Genomic DNA, 17,294 nt, shown 5'->3' on the forward strand with positions numbered 1-17,294 from the left:
GCTGCTGAATGCAGCGCTTGGTAGCTACGCCGGTTGCAGGAGGAACCATTCCGGGAACGGGTCCACGGGCATGGGGAGGTCAAGGTCAAGGTCCACGGGCACTCCCAGGTCCAGATACTGGTTCATGGGCGTAGCTGGACCCTCATCCTGAGCCAGTTCTTGATCCAGGTCCGGATCCAGGTCCGGGTCCTGTTCCTGGTTGGGGGCGGGTATGCCGATGTGATCGGGCCAGGTGGGTGGTTGCCAGTCTTGTTGTTCGCTGGGGTAGTGCCGGCCTGAGGGCGTTGTCCAGCCGGGTGTTTGGTTTGCCGTGGCTTGGGATGGTGCCCAGGTGGTGTTGTGTTTGAGGTGGTGGTGTTTCCGGCAGGGTTGGCCAAGGTTGCTGATGCCGGTGGTGCCGCCGTCGGCCCAGGCCAGGAGGTGGTCGGCTTCGTTGTCGAGGGAGTGGTTGTGGCAGCCGGGGAAAGGGCACTTGCCATCGCGCAGTCGCAGCCATTGGCGCATGTATTTGGGGATCCGGTAGCTGGTGCGGCCGATTTCCAGAGGTGCTCCGTCGCGGGGATCGATCAGGACGCGGTGGAAGGAATCGGCCCCGTTGGCGACGAGTTCCCGGGCCATGGATGCAGGTATGGGTCCGTACCCGTCCAGCATCGCGGGTTCGTCGGTGGCGCCAAGGAGGGAGAGGACGGGGACTGTGACCAGCACCTGGGCCCGGGGAGATGGAACACCTTCAGGGCCACCGCCAACACCCAGGCCGACACCCATGCCGGCACCTGTGCTTTCAAGGCCCGCATCCGTCGTGCCGCTGTCCGTGGTGCTCAGGAGCCAGGTGGCGGTGATGTCGGCGCGGATCTGGGTGAGGGTGCGGGGCTCTGCGGGGCCTTGGAGGGCCCTGGCTGCGGTGGTGGTCCGGTCCCAGATCCCGGCGGCTGTCGCGGCGGGCAGGTAGGCCGAGAGCCACGCCATGCCGTCCTGGTCCGGAGTGTATTCGAGCCGCCGGTCCAGGACACTTTTGCGGTGGCGGAGTTCGATGCTGTCGGGGTGATGGCGTTCCCGCCAGGTCCGGGCTTTGGCCCGGAACCTTGACGGGACCAGCTCACCCACCTGGCATCCCCGCGCAGGGTCAGGGGAATCCGGATCAAGGAAGTGTGTCTCCAGCGCTGCGGCCCCGGTGGCGTCCAGGTTGCTGGTTTCATCACAGATGACGCGGGCGTGCTGCCACGAAATCGACCCGTTCTGCAGTGCCGTGAGGGTCAGCGGGAGTTGGCTGGTCAGGTGGCGGGACTGGTCCAGGAGCGCGGCGGCGGTACGCTCGCTCACGGTCAGGACGCAGGCGAGCTCAGCGATGGTGGACATTTCCTGTGCGGTCGCGTCCTGGGCGGTGAGGGCGGGGGAGGCGATTGCCTCCGCCGCTTCGACGTACTTGGCTGTTAGCTGTACTTTCAGTGCCGCGGCTTTGGCTTCGAACCGGGCAACCTCGGCCAACGCGTCCAGGCAGACATCGAGCTGGCGCCGCAGGGGATCGGAGCCCTGACCGTCAGCATCAGGGCCATCAGCTGGGCCACGGAAAGCCGGCCCGATCATGCGCTTAAGAACGGCAACGGACGCAGCCACCGAAGCCAGGGCCTCGGCGGCCTCGAGCCCGCCGGGGGACTCTAAAGCCTCCCCGGTCCTGGCTGTTAGCGCCCCCGTGCCTTCCATAGGAAAAGCATCCCAGGAGGGTGTGACATTATTGCCGCCGCGAGGTGAGAACCTCACGGCAACAGCAGGACCCCCAAACGTAAGACGACGACGGCTGTACCTCCCGCCGCCGTGGGGTGGAACCGGTACCCCTCCCGCCGACGTCGGGCAGACCCCCTCCCGCCGTCGTCGGGCAGAGTCAGGCGCGCAGAATCAGGAAGGCCGCAACAGGCGGGCAGCAGCAATAAAGCGAAGTCTGGGTCAATTGTCGAAGTGGGTGAAGATGTTGGGATCCTTGGACACGGACGCGACGATGGATGTTGCAACTTCCCGGAGTTTGACGTTGCGGGTGCTGGACGCGATTTTCAGGATCCTGAACGCGGATTCCTGGCTGCAGCGATTCTGAGCCATGATGGCTCCGATGGCCATGTCAATGGCGGTCCTGGATTCCATCGCCGACGTCAGGTTCTTCTTGTCATCGGTCAACTTCGCCACCCGGACAGCAAGGCGGAGGGCCTTGGATGCCTGGCTGGCAAAGGTTTCCGCTGCTTCAATGTCGGCGCCGCTGAAGGCATGGGTCCGAGTCGAGTAGATGTTCAATGCCGCATTCGCTTCCCCTTCGAGGGGGAGGGGCACGGACAGGATGGAGCCGATTCCCTGTGCCCACGCTGCGGCGCTGTAATCGGGCCAGCGGGTCTCGTCATGGAGGCTGGGCACATGAATGGTGGCCGATTCCCTGATTGCTGTCATGCAGGGCCCGTCGCCGAAGCCGTACTGCATTTCGTCCAAGGGAAGGACGCGATCGTCGCTGATGGCCACCGTAGTTGCTTTCCTGTGCCGCAACAGCGTCACACCGCACAAAACCTCGGCACGGGTGGACAGGCGGGCTGCGGAGAATGCGGCGAGTTCGTTGAGGAGCTCCTGCACGTCGTCGCACTGAAGCACCATGTCCTGAAGGTGTTCGGCGATTTGGGCCGTGTGCAGAGGTTTCGCTTGCTGAGCCATGGTGGCCTCGTTCCTGGGTGCCGCAAGTCCCTGAGTGGCACGGTTTAGGATTGTGCGCCGTTTACTCGACGGACACTAAGTCTACGCCCGTGAAGTCCACCGCACCTCACCTACTCCAGCTCTCAGGACACGCAAACGGCAGGAGGACACCCGAATACCCTGTGTGTCCTCCTGCCGTTTCTGTGTGCTCAGCGATGCCGCAGCAACTCCGAGGGCGCATGGCCAAACCGTTGACGGAATGCCCGGCTGAAATGCGCTGAGTCTGAGAATCCCCACGCAAGGGACAGGTCCGTCAGCGTGCCTTCATATTTTCCGCTCAGCAAGGCCTCGCGTATCCGGTCCAGGCGTTGCTGCCACACCCATCCCATTACCGTCTCGCCGTCGGCGGCGAAGGCACGGTGGATGCTGCTCGGAGACAAGTGGAGCTGATCTGCGATGGACTTGATGCTCAACGACTCGTAGCGCAGGTTTTCGAGGATATGGTTTTGGACCAGCTTGCGTCGGGAAAACCGGTCGGCGTCCGGGATACTCCCGGCAAGGCCGCCCAAGCCGGCGACAATCAGGTGCTCCACGCCCTGAGCCACAGACAAAGCAACATCCGGGGCCAAGGCATCAATTTCGCTCGCCAGAAAAGTCACTGTATTGACCAGCAGGCGCGCAGCACCCGGATCCGGGTTGACCACAAGGGCCGTGAGTCTCTCGGCTTCTGGTAAGTGCCGTTCCAGGGCAGTTCTCGGAAGGCGGATCACGAGTTGCTCGAAGTTATCGGTCAGCAGGAGCGTATACGGCCTGGTGGTGTCATAGAGGGCAAACGCGCCGTTCTCGATTGCAGCCGAACGACCGCCCTGAGTCACCAGGCATGAGCCCTTGGTCTGGACGCCCACCAGATAGTAGTTGTCCGAGGAACCCGCGATGCCTGCCGGTGTGCGGTGGACGGATTGGGCGGAGGCGCGCACCCGGGCTAAGTCCAGCGACGCCAGAGACTGCACGGCAAGTTCGCCGTCGATCGATTCGTGGCCGCCGCTGGACCTGCATTCGAGGTCCACGAAGGTATCAGAAACGGTTTCAGTCCAAAACGAAACACGATTCCGGGCAGACACCCCCGCTGTGCTAACAACCTTGGCCATGCCTAATGATACCGGCGCAGTTGCGCCAGCTGGAGGGCATCATTTCAATGAAAACGCAGACGCCGGAAAGGTGACACTCACAGTCAATCGTCCTGCGATTTCTGATCAAGACTCCCGGGAAGTACGGCCCTAGTGTGGAGCACACATCCACATTTGTGATCCCGATCACGCACGATAGGAAAAGGCCATGAATCACCCCCAGTTCAAAGCAGCAGCCGTTCAGGCAGCACCTGTATTCCTGGATCTGGACAAGACCATCGACAAGTCAATCGCCCTGATTGAGGAGGCCGCCCGGAATGGTGCAGAGCTGATCGCCTTCCCCGAGACCTGGCTCCCGGGCTACCCGTGGTACGCCTGGCTCGACGCCCCTGCCATGTGGCTGCCGCAGTTCACCCAGCGCTACTTCGATAACTCCCTCGAGTACGGCACGGCCCAAGCCGAGCGGATCTCGAAGGCCGCCAAGGACAACAACATCATGATCAGCATGGGCCTCAGCGAACGAAGCGGCGGCAGCCTCTACATCGCCCAATGGTTTATCGACAGTGACGGGCAGACCATCTCACAGCGCCGTAAGCTCAAGCCCACCCACGTCGAACGCACCATCTTCGGCGAAGGCGACGGCAGCGATCTTGCCGTGTGGGACACCAGGCTCGGGCGTATCGGCGGACTCTGCTGCTGGGAGCACCTGCAGCCGCTATCCAAGTACTCTTTGTATGCCCAGAACGAGCAGGTCCACGTTGCCGCCTGGCCGAGCTTTTCCCTCTACGAAGGTGGCGCGTACGCCCTCGGGCCCGAGGTCAACACCTCGGCCTCGCGGATCTACGCCGTGGAAGGTTCTTGTTTCGTTGTTGCTCCGTGCGCCACCGTATCCCAGGAAATGGTGGACGAAATGTGCACCACGGACCTGCAGAAGGCGCTCCTCAAGACCGGTGGCGGGTATGCCCGCATCTTCGGGCCCGACGGCCAGCAGCTCCATGAGTCCCTCCCGACAGGTGAAGAAGGCCTTGTCTACGCTGAGATCGATCTGGGCCTGATTTCAGTGGCAAAGGCGGTTGCCGATCCAGCCGGCCACTACTCACGACCCGATGTGACACAGCTGGTGCTCAACAGGTCTCCCCGACGCGCCGTCGTCGACACGGCCCCGCAAGCGGAGGCCCCGCAAGCGGAGGCCCCGCAAGCGGAGGCCCCGCAAGCGGAGGCCCCGCAAGCGGAGGCCCCGCAAGCGGAGGCCCCGCAAGCGGAGGCCCCGCAAGCGGAGCCCGCGAAACCGGAGGCCCCGCAACAGGCGGCCCCGAAAGAGCCGGCGCCCGTTCCAGAGCCCCGCGACGTCGTCGAACCAGCCCTCCCGGCAATGGCGGAACTCTAAATGCCCGTCGAGGGGGATGCGAAGGAACCGGCGATGGAGTCTTCGATCCCGTTACATCTCACCGTCGAACGGACGCGGGGCAAAGGGGTGGGCGATGAGTTCACGCCGCCTTACCCGTCGTACTCGGTGCGGTTCGCGGAAGGCGTCAGCAGCCTTGTCTGCGCCTTCTTCGGAGTCCAAAGCAAGCAGCCACTGTCCGCGGAGGCACGCGAAGCTTCCGCGGAAATGTGGGAGCTGTGCGGGCAGGAAGACGGGCCGATATCCCGCGAGTACGCAGTTCACACGGACGAGCGAGGTTTCGATAACAAGGTCATCATCGCCTATTGGGACGACGCCGATACCTATGGGCGTTGGTTCAGCAAGCGCCGCGATGAACTGATAGGCGCCGGGTTGGAGATGAAGCACTATGGCCGTTGGATCGAAGCAGTCACTCCGGAAACGAGCGGTTTTGAGACCTTGTACTCGTCCAACACGTTCCCGGAAGGGGCAGCGCGGGTGGCCACCGGCGGGTACAGCGGGGAAATACAGGAACATGGGTACTGGGGGAGCATGCGTGACCGGCTCCCGATTTCCCAGACTGAGGCCCTCGATCCAATCGGCACCCCGTTCGTCCCCATCGAAGCCCTTTCAGAGAACACAGAGAACACAGCCCCAGAGCCCTCCAGCATCATCCGGGTTGAACCCCACGAAAACCTGGCCATCATCCGCTCCGGCCAAGACTGGAGCCTCTGCGAAACTGCAGAGCGGGCTTCCTATTTCGGCGAGGTGGAGCCCCAGTTGAAGGCAGGAATGGACTTCCTGACGTCCGAGGGCGCTTCGATTGGCTGCTACGCGAACAGGTACATGACCAGCAGCGACGGCGACGGCAGACTCCTCGAGCAGAGCTTCGGCTTGAGCTTCTGGCACAGCCTGGCGGACATGGAAAAGTGGGCGGAATCGCACCCCACCCACGTGGCAATCTTCAGGGCGGCTATGAAATTCCTCCAGACAAACGCCGGTGCCAAACTCCGCCTCAGCCATGAAGTTGCTGTTGTCCCACGGAACCGGCAGTACTACGAATACAACAATTGCCACTCGACAACAGGCATGCTCGGTGCCGGCAGGACGGTAGCGATCAACACGGCGTGACCGGACAGTCAGACCGGACAGTCAGCCAACCACATAGGCGAGATAGACGACGGCGGAACCTCCCGCCGTCGTCTACGTCGCCGCCGTCCTCTACCTCGCCGCGCCCTCTACCTCATGCGGGCAATCACCGCTCGTCGCCCCCGGGCCACATCGCCGGACGCAGCTCGATTGTCTCCCCGGGGCCGGAGAAGCGGGCGGCGACCTCCTCGGCCCGCTCGCGGCTGGCGACGTCGATCATGAAGAATCCGGCGAACTGCTCCTTGGACTCCGCGTATGGTCCGTCGGTAGCAACTGCCTTGCCGGAATGCCACCGGTACAGCTTGGACGCGGCCGGGTCTGCCAAGGCCTCGCCGCCAAGGAGTTCCCCCTTGGCTTCCATCTCAGCAAGCAGCGCGTCGAAGTCGCTGTTCATCTGCTCGCGCTGTTCCTTCGGCAGAGCCAGGTTTTCGGCAACAAAGTCCCCGGTCGGGTGCCCCCAAGGCTGGGGGTTGGAGTGGATGAGAATGACGAACTTCATGAGTCTGACCCTTTCTGCGACGTGGCCGTGTGGCCCTGACACATGGAGGTCGAGGCCGCGGTGGTGAGATCGACATTCCCGAGACTACTTTGTTGTTCCCGAGCCGGCTTGGTGAATATAAGCTCTCAGCTGCTGGACTCTGCAGCTTCCGAAACACCTGCTTCCGCCACCCCGGAGACCGCATCGGAAACCGCCCAGCTGGCAAGGAGTTTGATGCTCTCTTCGTGGCTGGTTCCGGGCTCCGCCGTGTAGACGCTGAGCGTATGGACTGACCGGGGGAAAATCGGGAGGGTCAGGGACTGGTAGGTCAGTTCAAGTTCCCCCACCACGGGGTGCCGCAGCCGTTTGATTCCTTCATGGCGGAAGCGGATGTCATGGGAGGCCCACAGCGTGCGGAACTCCGGGCTCAGTGTGGACAGTTCGCCCACGAGCGCACGCAGGGTCGGGTCATTTGGGGCGCGTCCGGCTTCAGCCCGCAGCAGTGCGGCTGTGGCGGCGGCGCCGGCCTCCCAGTCAACATAAAAATCCCGGGAAGCTGGTTCCAGGAAGTGGAAGCGTGCGAAGCTGGCGTGCCCGTGCTCACTGGTGGTGTGGCTGGCGAACATCGGGGCGTGCAGTGCCCGGGCCAAGGGGTTGCTGGCCACGACGTCGAGGCAACCGTTGACGACGAACGCGGCGGACATGGTGATGGAATCGAGCAGCCAATGGACGGGAGCCGCCACTCCTGCCTCCTTGCGGCGGGAGGGTGCGCGGCGAACGGGCCGGGCGGCCCGTGCCAGTTCAAAGAGATACTGGCACTCCTCATCGCTAAGTTGCAGGGCCTGGGAAACAGCCAGGAGGACGTCGTCGGACACGCCGCTGATGTTGCCTTTCTCCAGGCGTGAATACCACTCGGGGCTCACTCCGGCGAGAACGGCTACCTCTTCACGGCGCAGCCCGGGTACGCGCCGTCTGTTGCCGGCTGGCAGGCCAACTTGTTCTGGCAGAAGCTTGGCCCGCCGGCTCGCCAGGAAGTCCCGGATGTCGGCGCGGTTGTCCGGCTGATTGTTCATGAATCCAAGATAGCCCGGGTTTATGTCTGTTATAGGGGGAGAGTTTGTACCCCCTATAAACGCGGCCTTCTTCGTCCGTCCGTGCCGGGGTGAGATTGATGAAGACATTAAGCAAGCCGTCCTAGAAGGAGCACTATGCCTACCGCTATTGCCTACGCAGCACCGTCTGCTACCGGAGACCTGGCCACCACCACCATCGAACGCCGCGACGTCGGTCCTCATGACGTGTTGATCGAGATCAAATACGCGGGCATCTGCCATTCCGACATCCACACGGTGCGGGGTGACTGGGGACCGCAGCAGTACCCGCTGGTCCCCGGCCATGAGATTGCCGGGATCGTCACCGAGGTGGGCGCCGAGGTCACCAAACACGCCATCGGCGACCGCGTCGGCGTCGGCTGCATGGTCAACTCCTGCCGGGAGTGCGCCAACTGTGTGAAGGGCGAGGAGCAGTACTGCCTCAAGGGGATGATCGGCACCTACGGCGCCATCGACCGTGACGGCACGGTCACGCAGGGTGGCTACTCCAGCCACGTCGTGGTGGCCGAAAATTTCGTCGTCACCGTTCCCGAGGGCCTGGAGCTCGACGTCGCCGCTCCCTTGCTGTGCGCGGGCATCACCACCTACTCGCCGCTCCGTCACTGGGGCGCCGGTCCCGGCAAGAAGGTCGCTGTCGTCGGCCTCGGTGGACTCGGGCACATGGCCGTCAAGCTCGCCCACGCCATGGGTGCCGAGGTCACCGTGCTCTCCCAGTCGCTGAAAAAGCAGGAAGATGGACTCCGTCTGGGCGCCGACCAGTACTTCGCTACCAGCGACGAAAACACCTTCAAGGATCTGGCCGGCACCTTCGACCTGATCATCAACACCGTCAGCGCATCGATCGACATCAGCGCCTACCTGCAGCTGCTAGCCCTCGACGGTACCCTGGTGAACGTTGGCGCCCCGGCGGAGCCGCTGCCCGTCAACGTCTTTTCATTGATCATGGGCCGCCGGTCCTTCGCCGGATCGGCCATTGGCGGCATCCGTGAAACCCAGGAAATGCTCAACTTCTGCGCTGAGCACGGACTCGGCTCGGAGATCGAAGTCATCCCGGCAAGCAAAATCAATGAGGCCTACGAGCGCGTCCTGGCGTCCGATGTGCGGTACCGCTTCGTCATCGATACAGCGACCCTGAGCTAGAGCGTACAAAGCCAAACGGCAAACCAAAGCGGACGACGGCGGGAGCTCCCGACGTCGTCCGCTTTCGTTTTGTTCCAGGTCGTCTGTTCTAGTGCGTGACACCCTCGAAGGTGGCGCCGTGCGGAACCTTACGGCTCAGGCTCACCGTGAAAGTGTTGGGCCCGCTGCGGGTCACAGCGATGCCGCATTTTGCAGCAGTGGCACGGGGTGAAAGGTCTTTTACGACCGATTCGAGGGTGTGGTCAATGGCTGACCGGTCCCAGATCTTCAGCGTCACGGAGTCGGTGGTATCGAACGTCATTATTCAGTACTTCCATTCATACAGCTGACGGCCCCAAGTCGTCATTGCAGAGGCCGCATCCTCGTCGGTGAGGAATGCTGGTTTGGGTGTTTCGGGAACGGATCCCTCATTTATGGTTCATGCTGGCCGTCGACGGTTGCAAATTATTCGTCACGAATGTGAGCCATTACACGCTCACGGGCGCCACTATGTCGCTGCCGGCCGGCTCTCCCAGACGCTCGACCCCGTACCGTTCAGCTAGCCCTTCTGAGGAGCCAGCGCGTAGAACGGCGTGAACCGGCCTCTCGTTTCCGGGGAGATGTCCGAGCGGACAACTGCAGCGGTCTCGAGGGCTGACAGGTGATAACGGACGCAGTCGCGTGAGCAGGCGATGGCGTTGCTGATATCCGACACCTTGCTTGCGCCGTGCATTGCCAGGTAGTCGATGATCTGCGCTTTGATTGGCCGCGTTCGCTTATCTCTGGTGCGGGCGGAGCTGCGGCTGCCGCGTACAGCAGCGGTGGGGAGGAGGAGTTCGGTAGTGCGGAATTCAACATCAACAGTCATTTCCATGGCCTTTCATAGGTGCTGGAACGGTCCTCGTCGTTGAGGATCGCTTTCTGTCTCCGGACGGAATTGGGCGCGTCCGTGTAACCCCTGCCCCCCCAAGGTGGGCATGGGTGGTGGATGTTAGGTGGATATTGATGGGCCCACGTCGGCGAGGGCCCCAGCCTGAGCTTGCGAGGGCTGGGAGCCGACGGGGATTACTTGCTGAGGTTTGCCAGGCGTTGCGGGCTGAGCAGTTCTTCGAGCTGCGCTTCAGTGAGCAACCCGTGTTCAAGGACCAGTTCCGCTACACCCTTGCCGGTGGCGAGGGCTTCCTGGGCTATTGCAGTGGCCGTGGCGTAACCCAGGTGGGGGTTGAGCGCTGTGACCAGGCCGATTGACTGTTCCACAGTCAATCGGAGGTGTTCGATGTTGGCGGTGATACCGCGCACGCAGCGTGCCGTGAGGGTGCGGCAGGCTGCTTCGAGGTGCGAGATGCTCTTGTGGAGGCTGTGGACAATGATGGGTTCGAAGGCGTTGAGCTGGAGCTGGCCGGCTTCGGCGGCCATGGTGATGGTGACGTCGTTGCCGATCACTTCGTAGGCAACCTGGCTGACCACTTCCGGGATCACCGGGTTGATCTTGCCGGGCATGATGGAAGATCCGGACTGCACTGCCGGGAGGTTGATTTCACCCAGGCCGGCACGGGGGCCGGAGGACAGCAGGCGGAGGTCGTTGCAGGTTTTGGAAAGCTTCACGGCCACGCGCTTGAGGACGCCGGAGAGGTGCACGAATGCGCCCACGTCCTGGGTCGCCTCGATCAGGTCCGGGGCGGTAATCAGCGGCAACCCGGTGATTTCGGCCAGGTGCCGGCAAGCGGCTGCAGCGTAGCCGGGAGGTGCATTCAGGCCAGTGCCGATTGCCGTCGCACCGAGGTTGATTTCGTGGATGAGCAGGTCGGCTTCGGCCAGCCGGAGCCGGTCCTCGCCGATGGTCACGGCGTAGGTGCCGAATTCCTGGCCCAGGGTCATAGGCACGGCGTCCTGGAGCTGGGTGCGGCCCATTTTGACGACGGTGCGGAATTCAAGGGCCTTCTCGGCGAATGCGCCTTCGAGTTCTTCCAAGGCAGCGAGGAGTTCCTTCACTGCCAGAATGGTGCCCAGTTTCACCGCGGTGGGGTAGACGTCGTTGGTGGACTGGGAGAGGTTCACGTGATCGTTGGGGTGCAGGTGCCGGTACTCGCCCTTGGGGTGGCCGAGGATTTCCAATGCCCTGTTGGCGATGACCTCGTTGGCGTTCATGTTTGAGGAGGTCCCGGCGCCGCCCTGGATGACGTCCACTACGAACTCTTCGGCGAGCATCCCGTTCATGATGTCGGTGCAGGCCTGTTCGATCGCAGCAGCGCGATCAGGGTCCAGGAGCCCGAGTTCGAGGTTAGTGCGGGCCGCGGCAAGCTTGACGGCGGCCAGGCCCCGGACCAGGTACATGTTCGAGGAAAGCGGTTGGCCCGTGATGGGGAAGTTCTCCACAGCACGCAGGGTGTGGACACCCCAATACGCGTTCGCCGGAACATCCCGGTCCCCGAGCAGGTCGTGCTCGGAACGGACATCAGGATTGTTTTCGATAATGCTCACGGGGGTCCTCACAGGGCTTCGTTGACGGGTTTGGACAAAAGTTCAAGACAGAATTTCAAGACAAAAGTTCAAGTGCGGGCTGGATTCCAGCCTGCGGGCGGAGTCAGGTCATTTGGCTGGTCCGGGAGTTTTCGCTCCCCGGGATGATAGTGCCCAAGGCGCATTCGACTCCGTGCAAATGCATTCTCATAGCCTGCGAGGCTTCCTCAGCTGACCCGCGCTCGATCGCATCGAAAATGCGCGCGTGCTCGTCACCTGACTCCTTGCGGCGGTCAGCCACCAGATTGAGCGTGTTGGACTGGTTTGCCATCGCGTCACAGATGTCTGAGAGGAATGATTCAAAGACGCCGTTTCCGCTGCAGCGGGCGATGGTTACGTGGAACTCGGTATTCAGGAGGACCCACTGATGGAGATCGTCCGCCTCGGACATTTCCCGGAGGATTTCCCGGAGGGCTTCAAGGTCTTCAGCGCTGCGGCGCTGGGCAGCGAGCCCTGCGGCAGGAACTTCCACGTGGGGGCGGGCCTCTACCAAGGCGCTGGCCGAGTACTTACCGAGTTTGAGATCGGTGGCAACCTTGTCCGCGATGACAAACGTTCCCTTGCCCGTGTGCGTGGCAGTCAATCCCAAGGCAGTGCAGGAGCGCAATGCTTCCCTGACCATGGTGCGGCTCACCCCGTACTGCTTGGCAAGTGAAGCTTCCGAGTCCAGGCGGGTTCCTACAGGAATCTTCCCGCCCTCAATGGCGCCCCGGAGAGATGCAAAAACCGCTTCGGCCGCACCAACGCGGACCACGCGATCTTGTCCAGCTGTCCAGCTGTCCAACAGGTTCTCCATGTCTCGACTATGGCATCCTCACAGCGTCCTGTCAAAGGGGTGCCTATATAAGGAAGTGGCTTACGTCACAAACTGATGGGAGCCCAGAATATTCCTCTAACAGTCGCCGCGGGCTGCGTCCACGTTTGGGTAACCTTGAGCAAATGGACCTATATTCCTCCCGTATTCCTTGATTCCGACCCCTAATTCTTGGACTTGTCAGCTGGGGACACCCAGACCCAAGGGTTGGAGCATTCAATGAAGAAGAAGTCAGTCATTTTCGCGGCAGCATCAGCGGCATTTGCCGCGTCGCTTGCCCTCGCGTCACCGGCGGCGGCAGCCGTTACCTTTGATTCCGCCACCGGAACCGGCTTTGTAGGCAAGGGCGACGTGCAGCTCGCATTCAACTGGAACAACGCGAGCCTGCAGAAGAACGCCAGCGGAGTATCCTTCAACTACTCCTCCACGGACAGCTACGAGGCCGTGTGTACGTTCACCACCGGTGAAGGTACCAGGGGCGAGAAGACCCATAACATCGAGCACAAGAAATCGACCGGCGTCAGCAGCACCATTACGTACGACGCCCGGGTCCGCAACCAGATCACCGGGTTCAACCTCACAGGTCTCGGGACCACAACCACCACCGGTGGGGAAGTGCCCGTAGTGGACGCACCCTGCCCCGGTAATGCGGGACACGATGGTACCTGGAGCTCAGTTACGCTCACAGGCTCAACCGGTGGTCTCTTCGTCGTATACAGCGGGACCTCTGTCCAGCTGTTCTACTAAAGGACCAACGGGTCTTCGGAAGGCCGGATCCAACTGTTCCGGCCTTCCGGACGAACCGGCAGGTTGGCTAGCGCGTAGACCGCAACGCCGTATGGGTCAGGCTTTTCAACGTGAGGTTTCCTCCGCCGGTCAGCAGCTTGATGTCCTGCTCCTCCGACTTGGGGAAGACCAGTGAGGTGAGCGTCTGTTCCCCGCCGTTGACGAACACTTCAATCGAGGAGTGGTCAACGAATACGGTCAGGTCCACGCTGCCGTTCCTGACCGGAGCGGAGGCGGTGCGTCTTTGCGTAAACAGCGGACCAAGGTCTCCAGCTGCCGGCTGCTCCCGCGTGACGAACGCGGCGCTGTCCTGGAAGTTGTAGCCAACCGTGGCGAAAATTGCGTCGTCGCTTACGAACTGAAGGAGAGCCTCTGACCCGACTCCGCCGCCGTCGCCCGCTCCAGTCCCGCGCTCAATGGTCAGATCCAACCGGTAAGCGCCTCCCTGCGCGGACGGAAGTCCGGCGGTTCCCTCCGGGGTGATGGTCTCCGGACCCGACGACGACGATTGCCCTTCGAGGCGGGCGAGGGTTTTCGACGGGGTTGAGACCAGGGCGGGCTTGCCTTCCACCGTCTTCAGCCTGATGTCACGCACGATGGAATCCATGCCACCCTGCCAGTCCTCGGTGGGAAGTTTCCGGGCGTAGTCCCAGTTGTTCAGCCAGCCCAAGGCCTGCCGGGACTCCATCCGCTGGCCCTCCGTGAGCCTCGGGTCATCCCAGGTAACAGCTGCGTAAAAGTCGGAGCCGGAATCCAGCCACTGATGCTTCTCATCGGAGGGAGTGAACGTTGTTCCGTCCCATTTTCCGGTCCAGTACGCGACGCCGGTGGTTCGGCCTTCTTCGGATCCGTTGGCGCTCGCTGCCAGGACCCACGTGCGTTTGGAGGGGTCGCCGTCGACGTCCATTTGGAAAAGATCGGGGCATTCAAGGGTGCCCAGACCGGACCGCTCGAAGCCGGAGGCGTAACGCCAGCTCTTGAGATCCTTCGAGGTGTACATGCCCAGCTTGTGGCCCTCGGCGAGGACCATCAGCCACTGTTCGTTTGCTTCATCGCGGACAATCTTGGGGTCGCGCCAGTGTTCAGCGCCGGGGTTTTCCATCACCGGGTTACCTTCGTAGGAGGAAAACGTGAACCCGCCGTCGGTTGAAAAGAAAAGTGACTGCCGCTGGACGCCCTTGTCCTGCTGTGTCAGCACCGAGATCACGGCGTCTTTTCCAAAGCTTGCGGTGTTCTGGTGGTCCACTACGGCGCTGCCTGTTTCGATGTCACCCAGTCCGTTTTTGTACTTCTGAATGGCAACGCCCTCGTCCTTCCACGTCACCAGGTCTGTGCTGGTGAGGTGGTACCACTCCGTGCCGTTGCCCTCCGGATGGTCAGCGTTGTAGAGGTAGTAGTAGTGCCAGAGCCCGTTGAGGAAAAAGGGGCGCTGGGGATCGTTCATCCAGTCCCTCTCCGGAGTGATGTGGTAGCTCGGGCGGTATTGGGAGGATCCGGCAGGCCGCTCGGGTTTTGTACCAGGGGCTGGTGAGCGGTCGATTTTGCCGAGGTCGGTGAGCATCGCACCGACGGCTTCAGGCGTAATACAGTCCGGCCGCCGCACCTCCCCGGTTCCTGCGGTTTTGGTTGCGTCGTCAAGGCTGGACCGAAGGAAGATATCCTGGCCGATCCGGGCCGCTGCTACCCAGCCGTCCGCGCAGTTGATACTGCGGAGGTCCTCCACTCCGGCAGTCTGGAGTGGTTGGCCTGCGTCCAGGGTGCGGTCACCGCCTGACAACCAGTACGAGCCAAACGTGCCCTTGGAGGTTTTGAAATCTGCCTGCGCTGTGGCAACAGAGTCCAGGGCGGTCTCTGCCCGGCTCTCGGCGCTGTCAGGTGTCCGGACGCTGGCGATGAAGGCCACCACGGCAACCACCAGGACAGTGGCAGCCGCGGCAACTGCAATCCAGAGGTTCCGTTTGCCTGAGAGCGAGGTGAGTGTGGGTTTTTCGGACATCATGGCCGTTCAGCTTGGACCGGATACCGGCAGGGGAGGCAGGGGGGAATCAAAAGGGAGCGGGGCCGCCGTTTCCGGCGCCCCCGCTCCTTACTTTGCCAGCGGGTTGCGTCAATCAGAGGCTACCCGGCTGTTGTGGCTTACTTGTAGTGGCCTTCTCCGCCAACCCTGACGTTGGTGGGCAGGTAACCGTACGGGCCGAGGCCATTCTGGCCGAAGGAGCGGTCAACTTCCGAGATTCCGTTACGGAAGTTGATCTTTACCGTCGGAGAGAGTGAGCCGCCTCGCACACCGTTCACGTTATCGATGAACGACTGCACCAAACCACCCGGCTGCACGTAGTGCGAGTAGGCCTGGAACTGGCGGCCATTCTGCTGCGGAGTCGGATTTTCCGGTGATTCTGACGGAAGGTTCAGGTCAGTCGGTGAGCCCAGTGCCAGGCCGCTGTTGTTCAGCGGCTGGTAGTCGGACCGGATGCCGTCGCCCACAAAGCCGTAGACGCCGTCGGGCCCGCGCATGCCGGCCGCATAGGTGAACTGGTGGCTGATGGTGAAGAGGTAGTACTTGTTCTTGCCACCTTCGTTCTGGATGAAGATCTGCGGACGCTCAGTCTGGTCATTGACGCAGTTGGCAGACAGGATGGGCGGCAGGAACGACCACTTGGTGAGGTCCTTGTTGTCAGCTACAGCCAGACCAACATTCGCCGTCTGGTAGTAGGCGCCGGAGCTGTTGACCTCATTTACGTTCTCAGCATGCGGATCGCCGGGCTTGTAGCCCAGGTCCTCTTCCTTGCACTCGTATTCGCCGCGGGTGCCACCGGTGTTGCCTTCGAACACCATATAGGTCTTACCGGGGTGAGCCGGGTCCTCGAAGGTGTAGGGATCACGGAAGGCAAAGCCCGGGTTCTGGGCCTTGTTCTGGTACATCTTGCCGTCCGGTTCCAGCAGCTTGGTGTGCTGGAAGCCGTCAAAAGTAACGCCGTTCTTGTCGGCGTGGATGTTGCCCAGCGCCTTCGCGATGGCTGCATCCGGAGCAATTCCGCCGCCTCCGGCGTTGCGCTCTGCCACGTCATAGAACGTGGTGGCCGTGTAGAAGACGTTGACGTGGTTGCCCTGCATCAGGCGGGTGGAACCGGACCATTCGGTGTTGCCGATGGAAGCGCCGTCAGCAAAAATGTGTCCGCCGTAGTTCCACTTGTCCTTGGCCGGATCGGCGTTGGTCTTGCGGAAGAAGTAGCCGATGCGGGCGTTCCAGTGGCGCTGGTCAAAGCCGTAGCCGGCGTGCCGGTCTGCCACGAGCGAGAAGATGACATCCCAACCCTTGTAGCTGATCTGGTTGGCGTTCTCGTCCGTCAGGGACCAGGTGTCCCATACCCAGACGTCCTCGTTCATGGTGGGGAAATCTTCAGGGATCTCCGGCATGGTGACGGCAGGGCTCATGGAGTTTTCGCCAGGAGCCACGTTCCGATCGCTTTGGGCCATGATCTGCTTGGCATCCGCACGGGTCCACTTCGAGGTGAAGTCCGACGCCGGATCATGCGCCTGCTGGGTGTGCTCGGACGGGAGCGGGAAACCAGGAGTGGGAGCCGGCGGCTGCTGGGCGACGGGCGGATCCGCTGGCTCATTGGCCTGTGCCGACGGCACAGCCAGGAAAGTGGTGGCAGCTACAGCTGTGGCCAATGCCAGAGCGGCAGGGCGCCACAAATTCATGCTTGGCGGTTGGGGATGCTTATTCATGATTTCTCTTCTCGCGGAGTTGAGACAGTTCGTCGGAAGATGGGCGGATGCCCGTTGCAAAACTCCAGTGCCCCAGTGACTAAAGAGCTGCCGCAGGGACGCCTTTGTTTTGGGAGAGAAGGGTCTTTCGGCCCTTGCCATAGGCCGCTTGGGGTTACCTGTGCTGCGCCTGTCCATACCCTAAGCACGCTTTCCATTGGCTTTCAAACCTCTTTACATTCAGCTTTCCTGCTAATGGGACAAGAAGTGTAAGCGCTTACGCCTGCTGTTCTTTTACGCGCGTAACACAAATTCGGAAGTGGAGTCAAATGTTTCTTAATGAGGCCCAGAATTAATCTTTTAGTAACCGGAATGGATCCTGCTGGCCACCAAAAGACCGCTTGCCGTACATGAGGGAAGCATTGTTGCT

Annotated in this window: 15 protein-coding genes; 4 read left to right on the forward strand and 11 right to left on the reverse strand. The window is 62.0% G+C overall.

The window, feature by feature from the left end:
• Positions 1-24: 24 nt before the first annotated feature.
• The 3 genes from M1E02_RS03085 to M1E02_RS03095 all read right to left on the reverse strand — a co-directional run bounded on the left by M1E02_RS03085 (position 25) and on the right by M1E02_RS03095 (position 3,812).
• Entirely contained in the window at positions 25-1,584 is a 1,560-nt protein-coding gene (locus tag M1E02_RS03085) for an HNH endonuclease signature motif containing protein (protein WP_479378045.1), read from the reverse strand.
• 357 nt (positions 1,585-1,941) lie between these two features.
• Complete coding sequence (locus tag M1E02_RS03090; protein ID WP_479376700.1) at positions 1,942-2,685, reverse strand: ANTAR domain-containing protein; 744 nt, start codon at positions 2,683-2,685, stop codon at positions 1,942-1,944.
• 188 nt (positions 2,686-2,873) lie between these two features.
• Positions 2,874-3,812, reverse strand: coding sequence for an AraC-like ligand-binding domain-containing protein (locus tag M1E02_RS03095; protein WP_479376701.1), 939 nt, complete (start codon positions 3,810-3,812; stop codon positions 2,874-2,876).
• A gap of 187 nt (positions 3,813-3,999) precedes the next feature.
• Here M1E02_RS03095 and M1E02_RS03100 point away from each other — a divergent pair, with 187 nt between their 5' ends.
• Together M1E02_RS03100 and M1E02_RS03105 are read left to right on the forward strand one after the other, a co-directional pair.
• A complete protein-coding gene (locus M1E02_RS03100; RefSeq protein WP_479376702.1) occupies positions 4,000-5,178 on the forward strand; it encodes a carbon-nitrogen hydrolase family protein in 1,179 nt (392 codons plus the stop codon).
• A 33-nt stretch (positions 5,179-5,211) separates the two neighbouring features.
• A complete protein-coding gene (locus tag M1E02_RS03105) occupies positions 5,212-6,306 on the forward strand; it encodes a phenylacetaldoxime dehydratase family protein (RefSeq protein WP_479376703.1) in 1,095 nt (364 codons plus the stop codon).
• Positions 6,307-6,430: 124 nt separating this feature from the next.
• Here M1E02_RS03105 and M1E02_RS03110 read toward each other — a convergent pair whose 3' ends face one another.
• Both M1E02_RS03110 and M1E02_RS03115 read right to left on the reverse strand, forming a co-directional pair.
• A complete protein-coding gene (locus M1E02_RS03110; protein WP_479376704.1) occupies positions 6,431-6,823 on the reverse strand; it encodes a YciI family protein in 393 nt (130 codons plus the stop codon).
• Positions 6,824-6,948: 125 nt separating this feature from the next.
• Positions 6,949-7,875: a helix-turn-helix domain-containing protein gene (locus M1E02_RS03115; protein WP_479376705.1), complete on the reverse strand. Its 927-nt coding sequence runs from the start codon at positions 7,873-7,875 to the stop codon at positions 6,949-6,951.
• Between the two features lie 135 nt (positions 7,876-8,010).
• Here M1E02_RS03115 and M1E02_RS03120 point away from each other — a divergent pair, with 135 nt between their 5' ends.
• Positions 8,011-9,054: an NAD(P)-dependent alcohol dehydrogenase gene (locus tag M1E02_RS03120; protein ID WP_479376706.1), complete on the forward strand. Its 1,044-nt coding sequence runs from the start codon at positions 8,011-8,013 to the stop codon at positions 9,052-9,054.
• Between the two features lie 88 nt (positions 9,055-9,142).
• On the opposite strand, the gene M1E02_RS03125 is transcribed toward M1E02_RS03120, so the two are convergent.
• The 4 genes from M1E02_RS03125 to M1E02_RS03140 form a co-directional block, all read right to left on the reverse strand.
• On the reverse strand, positions 9,143-9,355 hold the full coding sequence (locus M1E02_RS03125; protein ID WP_479376707.1) for a hypothetical protein: 213 nt from the start codon (positions 9,353-9,355) through the stop codon (positions 9,143-9,145).
• Positions 9,356-9,592: 237 nt separating this feature from the next.
• On the reverse strand, positions 9,593-9,901 hold the full coding sequence (locus M1E02_RS03130) for a FaeA/PapI family transcriptional regulator (protein ID WP_479376708.1): 309 nt from the start codon (positions 9,899-9,901) through the stop codon (positions 9,593-9,595).
• A gap of 197 nt (positions 9,902-10,098) precedes the next feature.
• Positions 10,099-11,514 (reverse strand): aspartate ammonia-lyase, encoded by a 1,416-nt coding sequence (locus M1E02_RS03135; RefSeq protein WP_479376709.1) that lies wholly within the window; start codon positions 11,512-11,514, stop codon positions 10,099-10,101.
• A 103-nt stretch (positions 11,515-11,617) separates the two neighbouring features.
• Positions 11,618-12,349, reverse strand: a complete 732-nt coding sequence (locus tag M1E02_RS03140) for a FadR/GntR family transcriptional regulator (protein WP_479376710.1) — start codon at positions 12,347-12,349, stop codon at positions 11,618-11,620.
• Positions 12,350-12,586: 237 nt separating this feature from the next.
• On the opposite strand from M1E02_RS03140, the gene M1E02_RS03145 reads away from it, so the two are divergent.
• Entirely contained in the window at positions 12,587-13,114 is a 528-nt protein-coding gene (locus M1E02_RS03145; RefSeq protein ID WP_479376711.1) for a hypothetical protein, read from the forward strand.
• 67 nt (positions 13,115-13,181) lie between these two features.
• On the opposite strand, the gene M1E02_RS03150 is transcribed toward M1E02_RS03145, so the two are convergent.
• Both M1E02_RS03150 and M1E02_RS03155 read right to left on the reverse strand, forming a co-directional pair.
• Positions 13,182-15,152, reverse strand: coding sequence for a glycoside hydrolase family 32 protein (locus tag M1E02_RS03150; RefSeq protein ID WP_479376712.1), 1,971 nt, complete (start codon positions 15,150-15,152; stop codon positions 13,182-13,184).
• 137 nt (positions 15,153-15,289) lie between these two features.
• Complete coding sequence (locus M1E02_RS03155) at positions 15,290-16,885, reverse strand: glycoside hydrolase family 68 protein (RefSeq protein WP_479376713.1); 1,596 nt, start codon at positions 16,883-16,885, stop codon at positions 15,290-15,292.
• Between the last annotated feature and the right edge of the window lie 409 nt (positions 16,886-17,294).

This window comes from Arthrobacter sp. Z5-13, assembly GCF_056499105.1.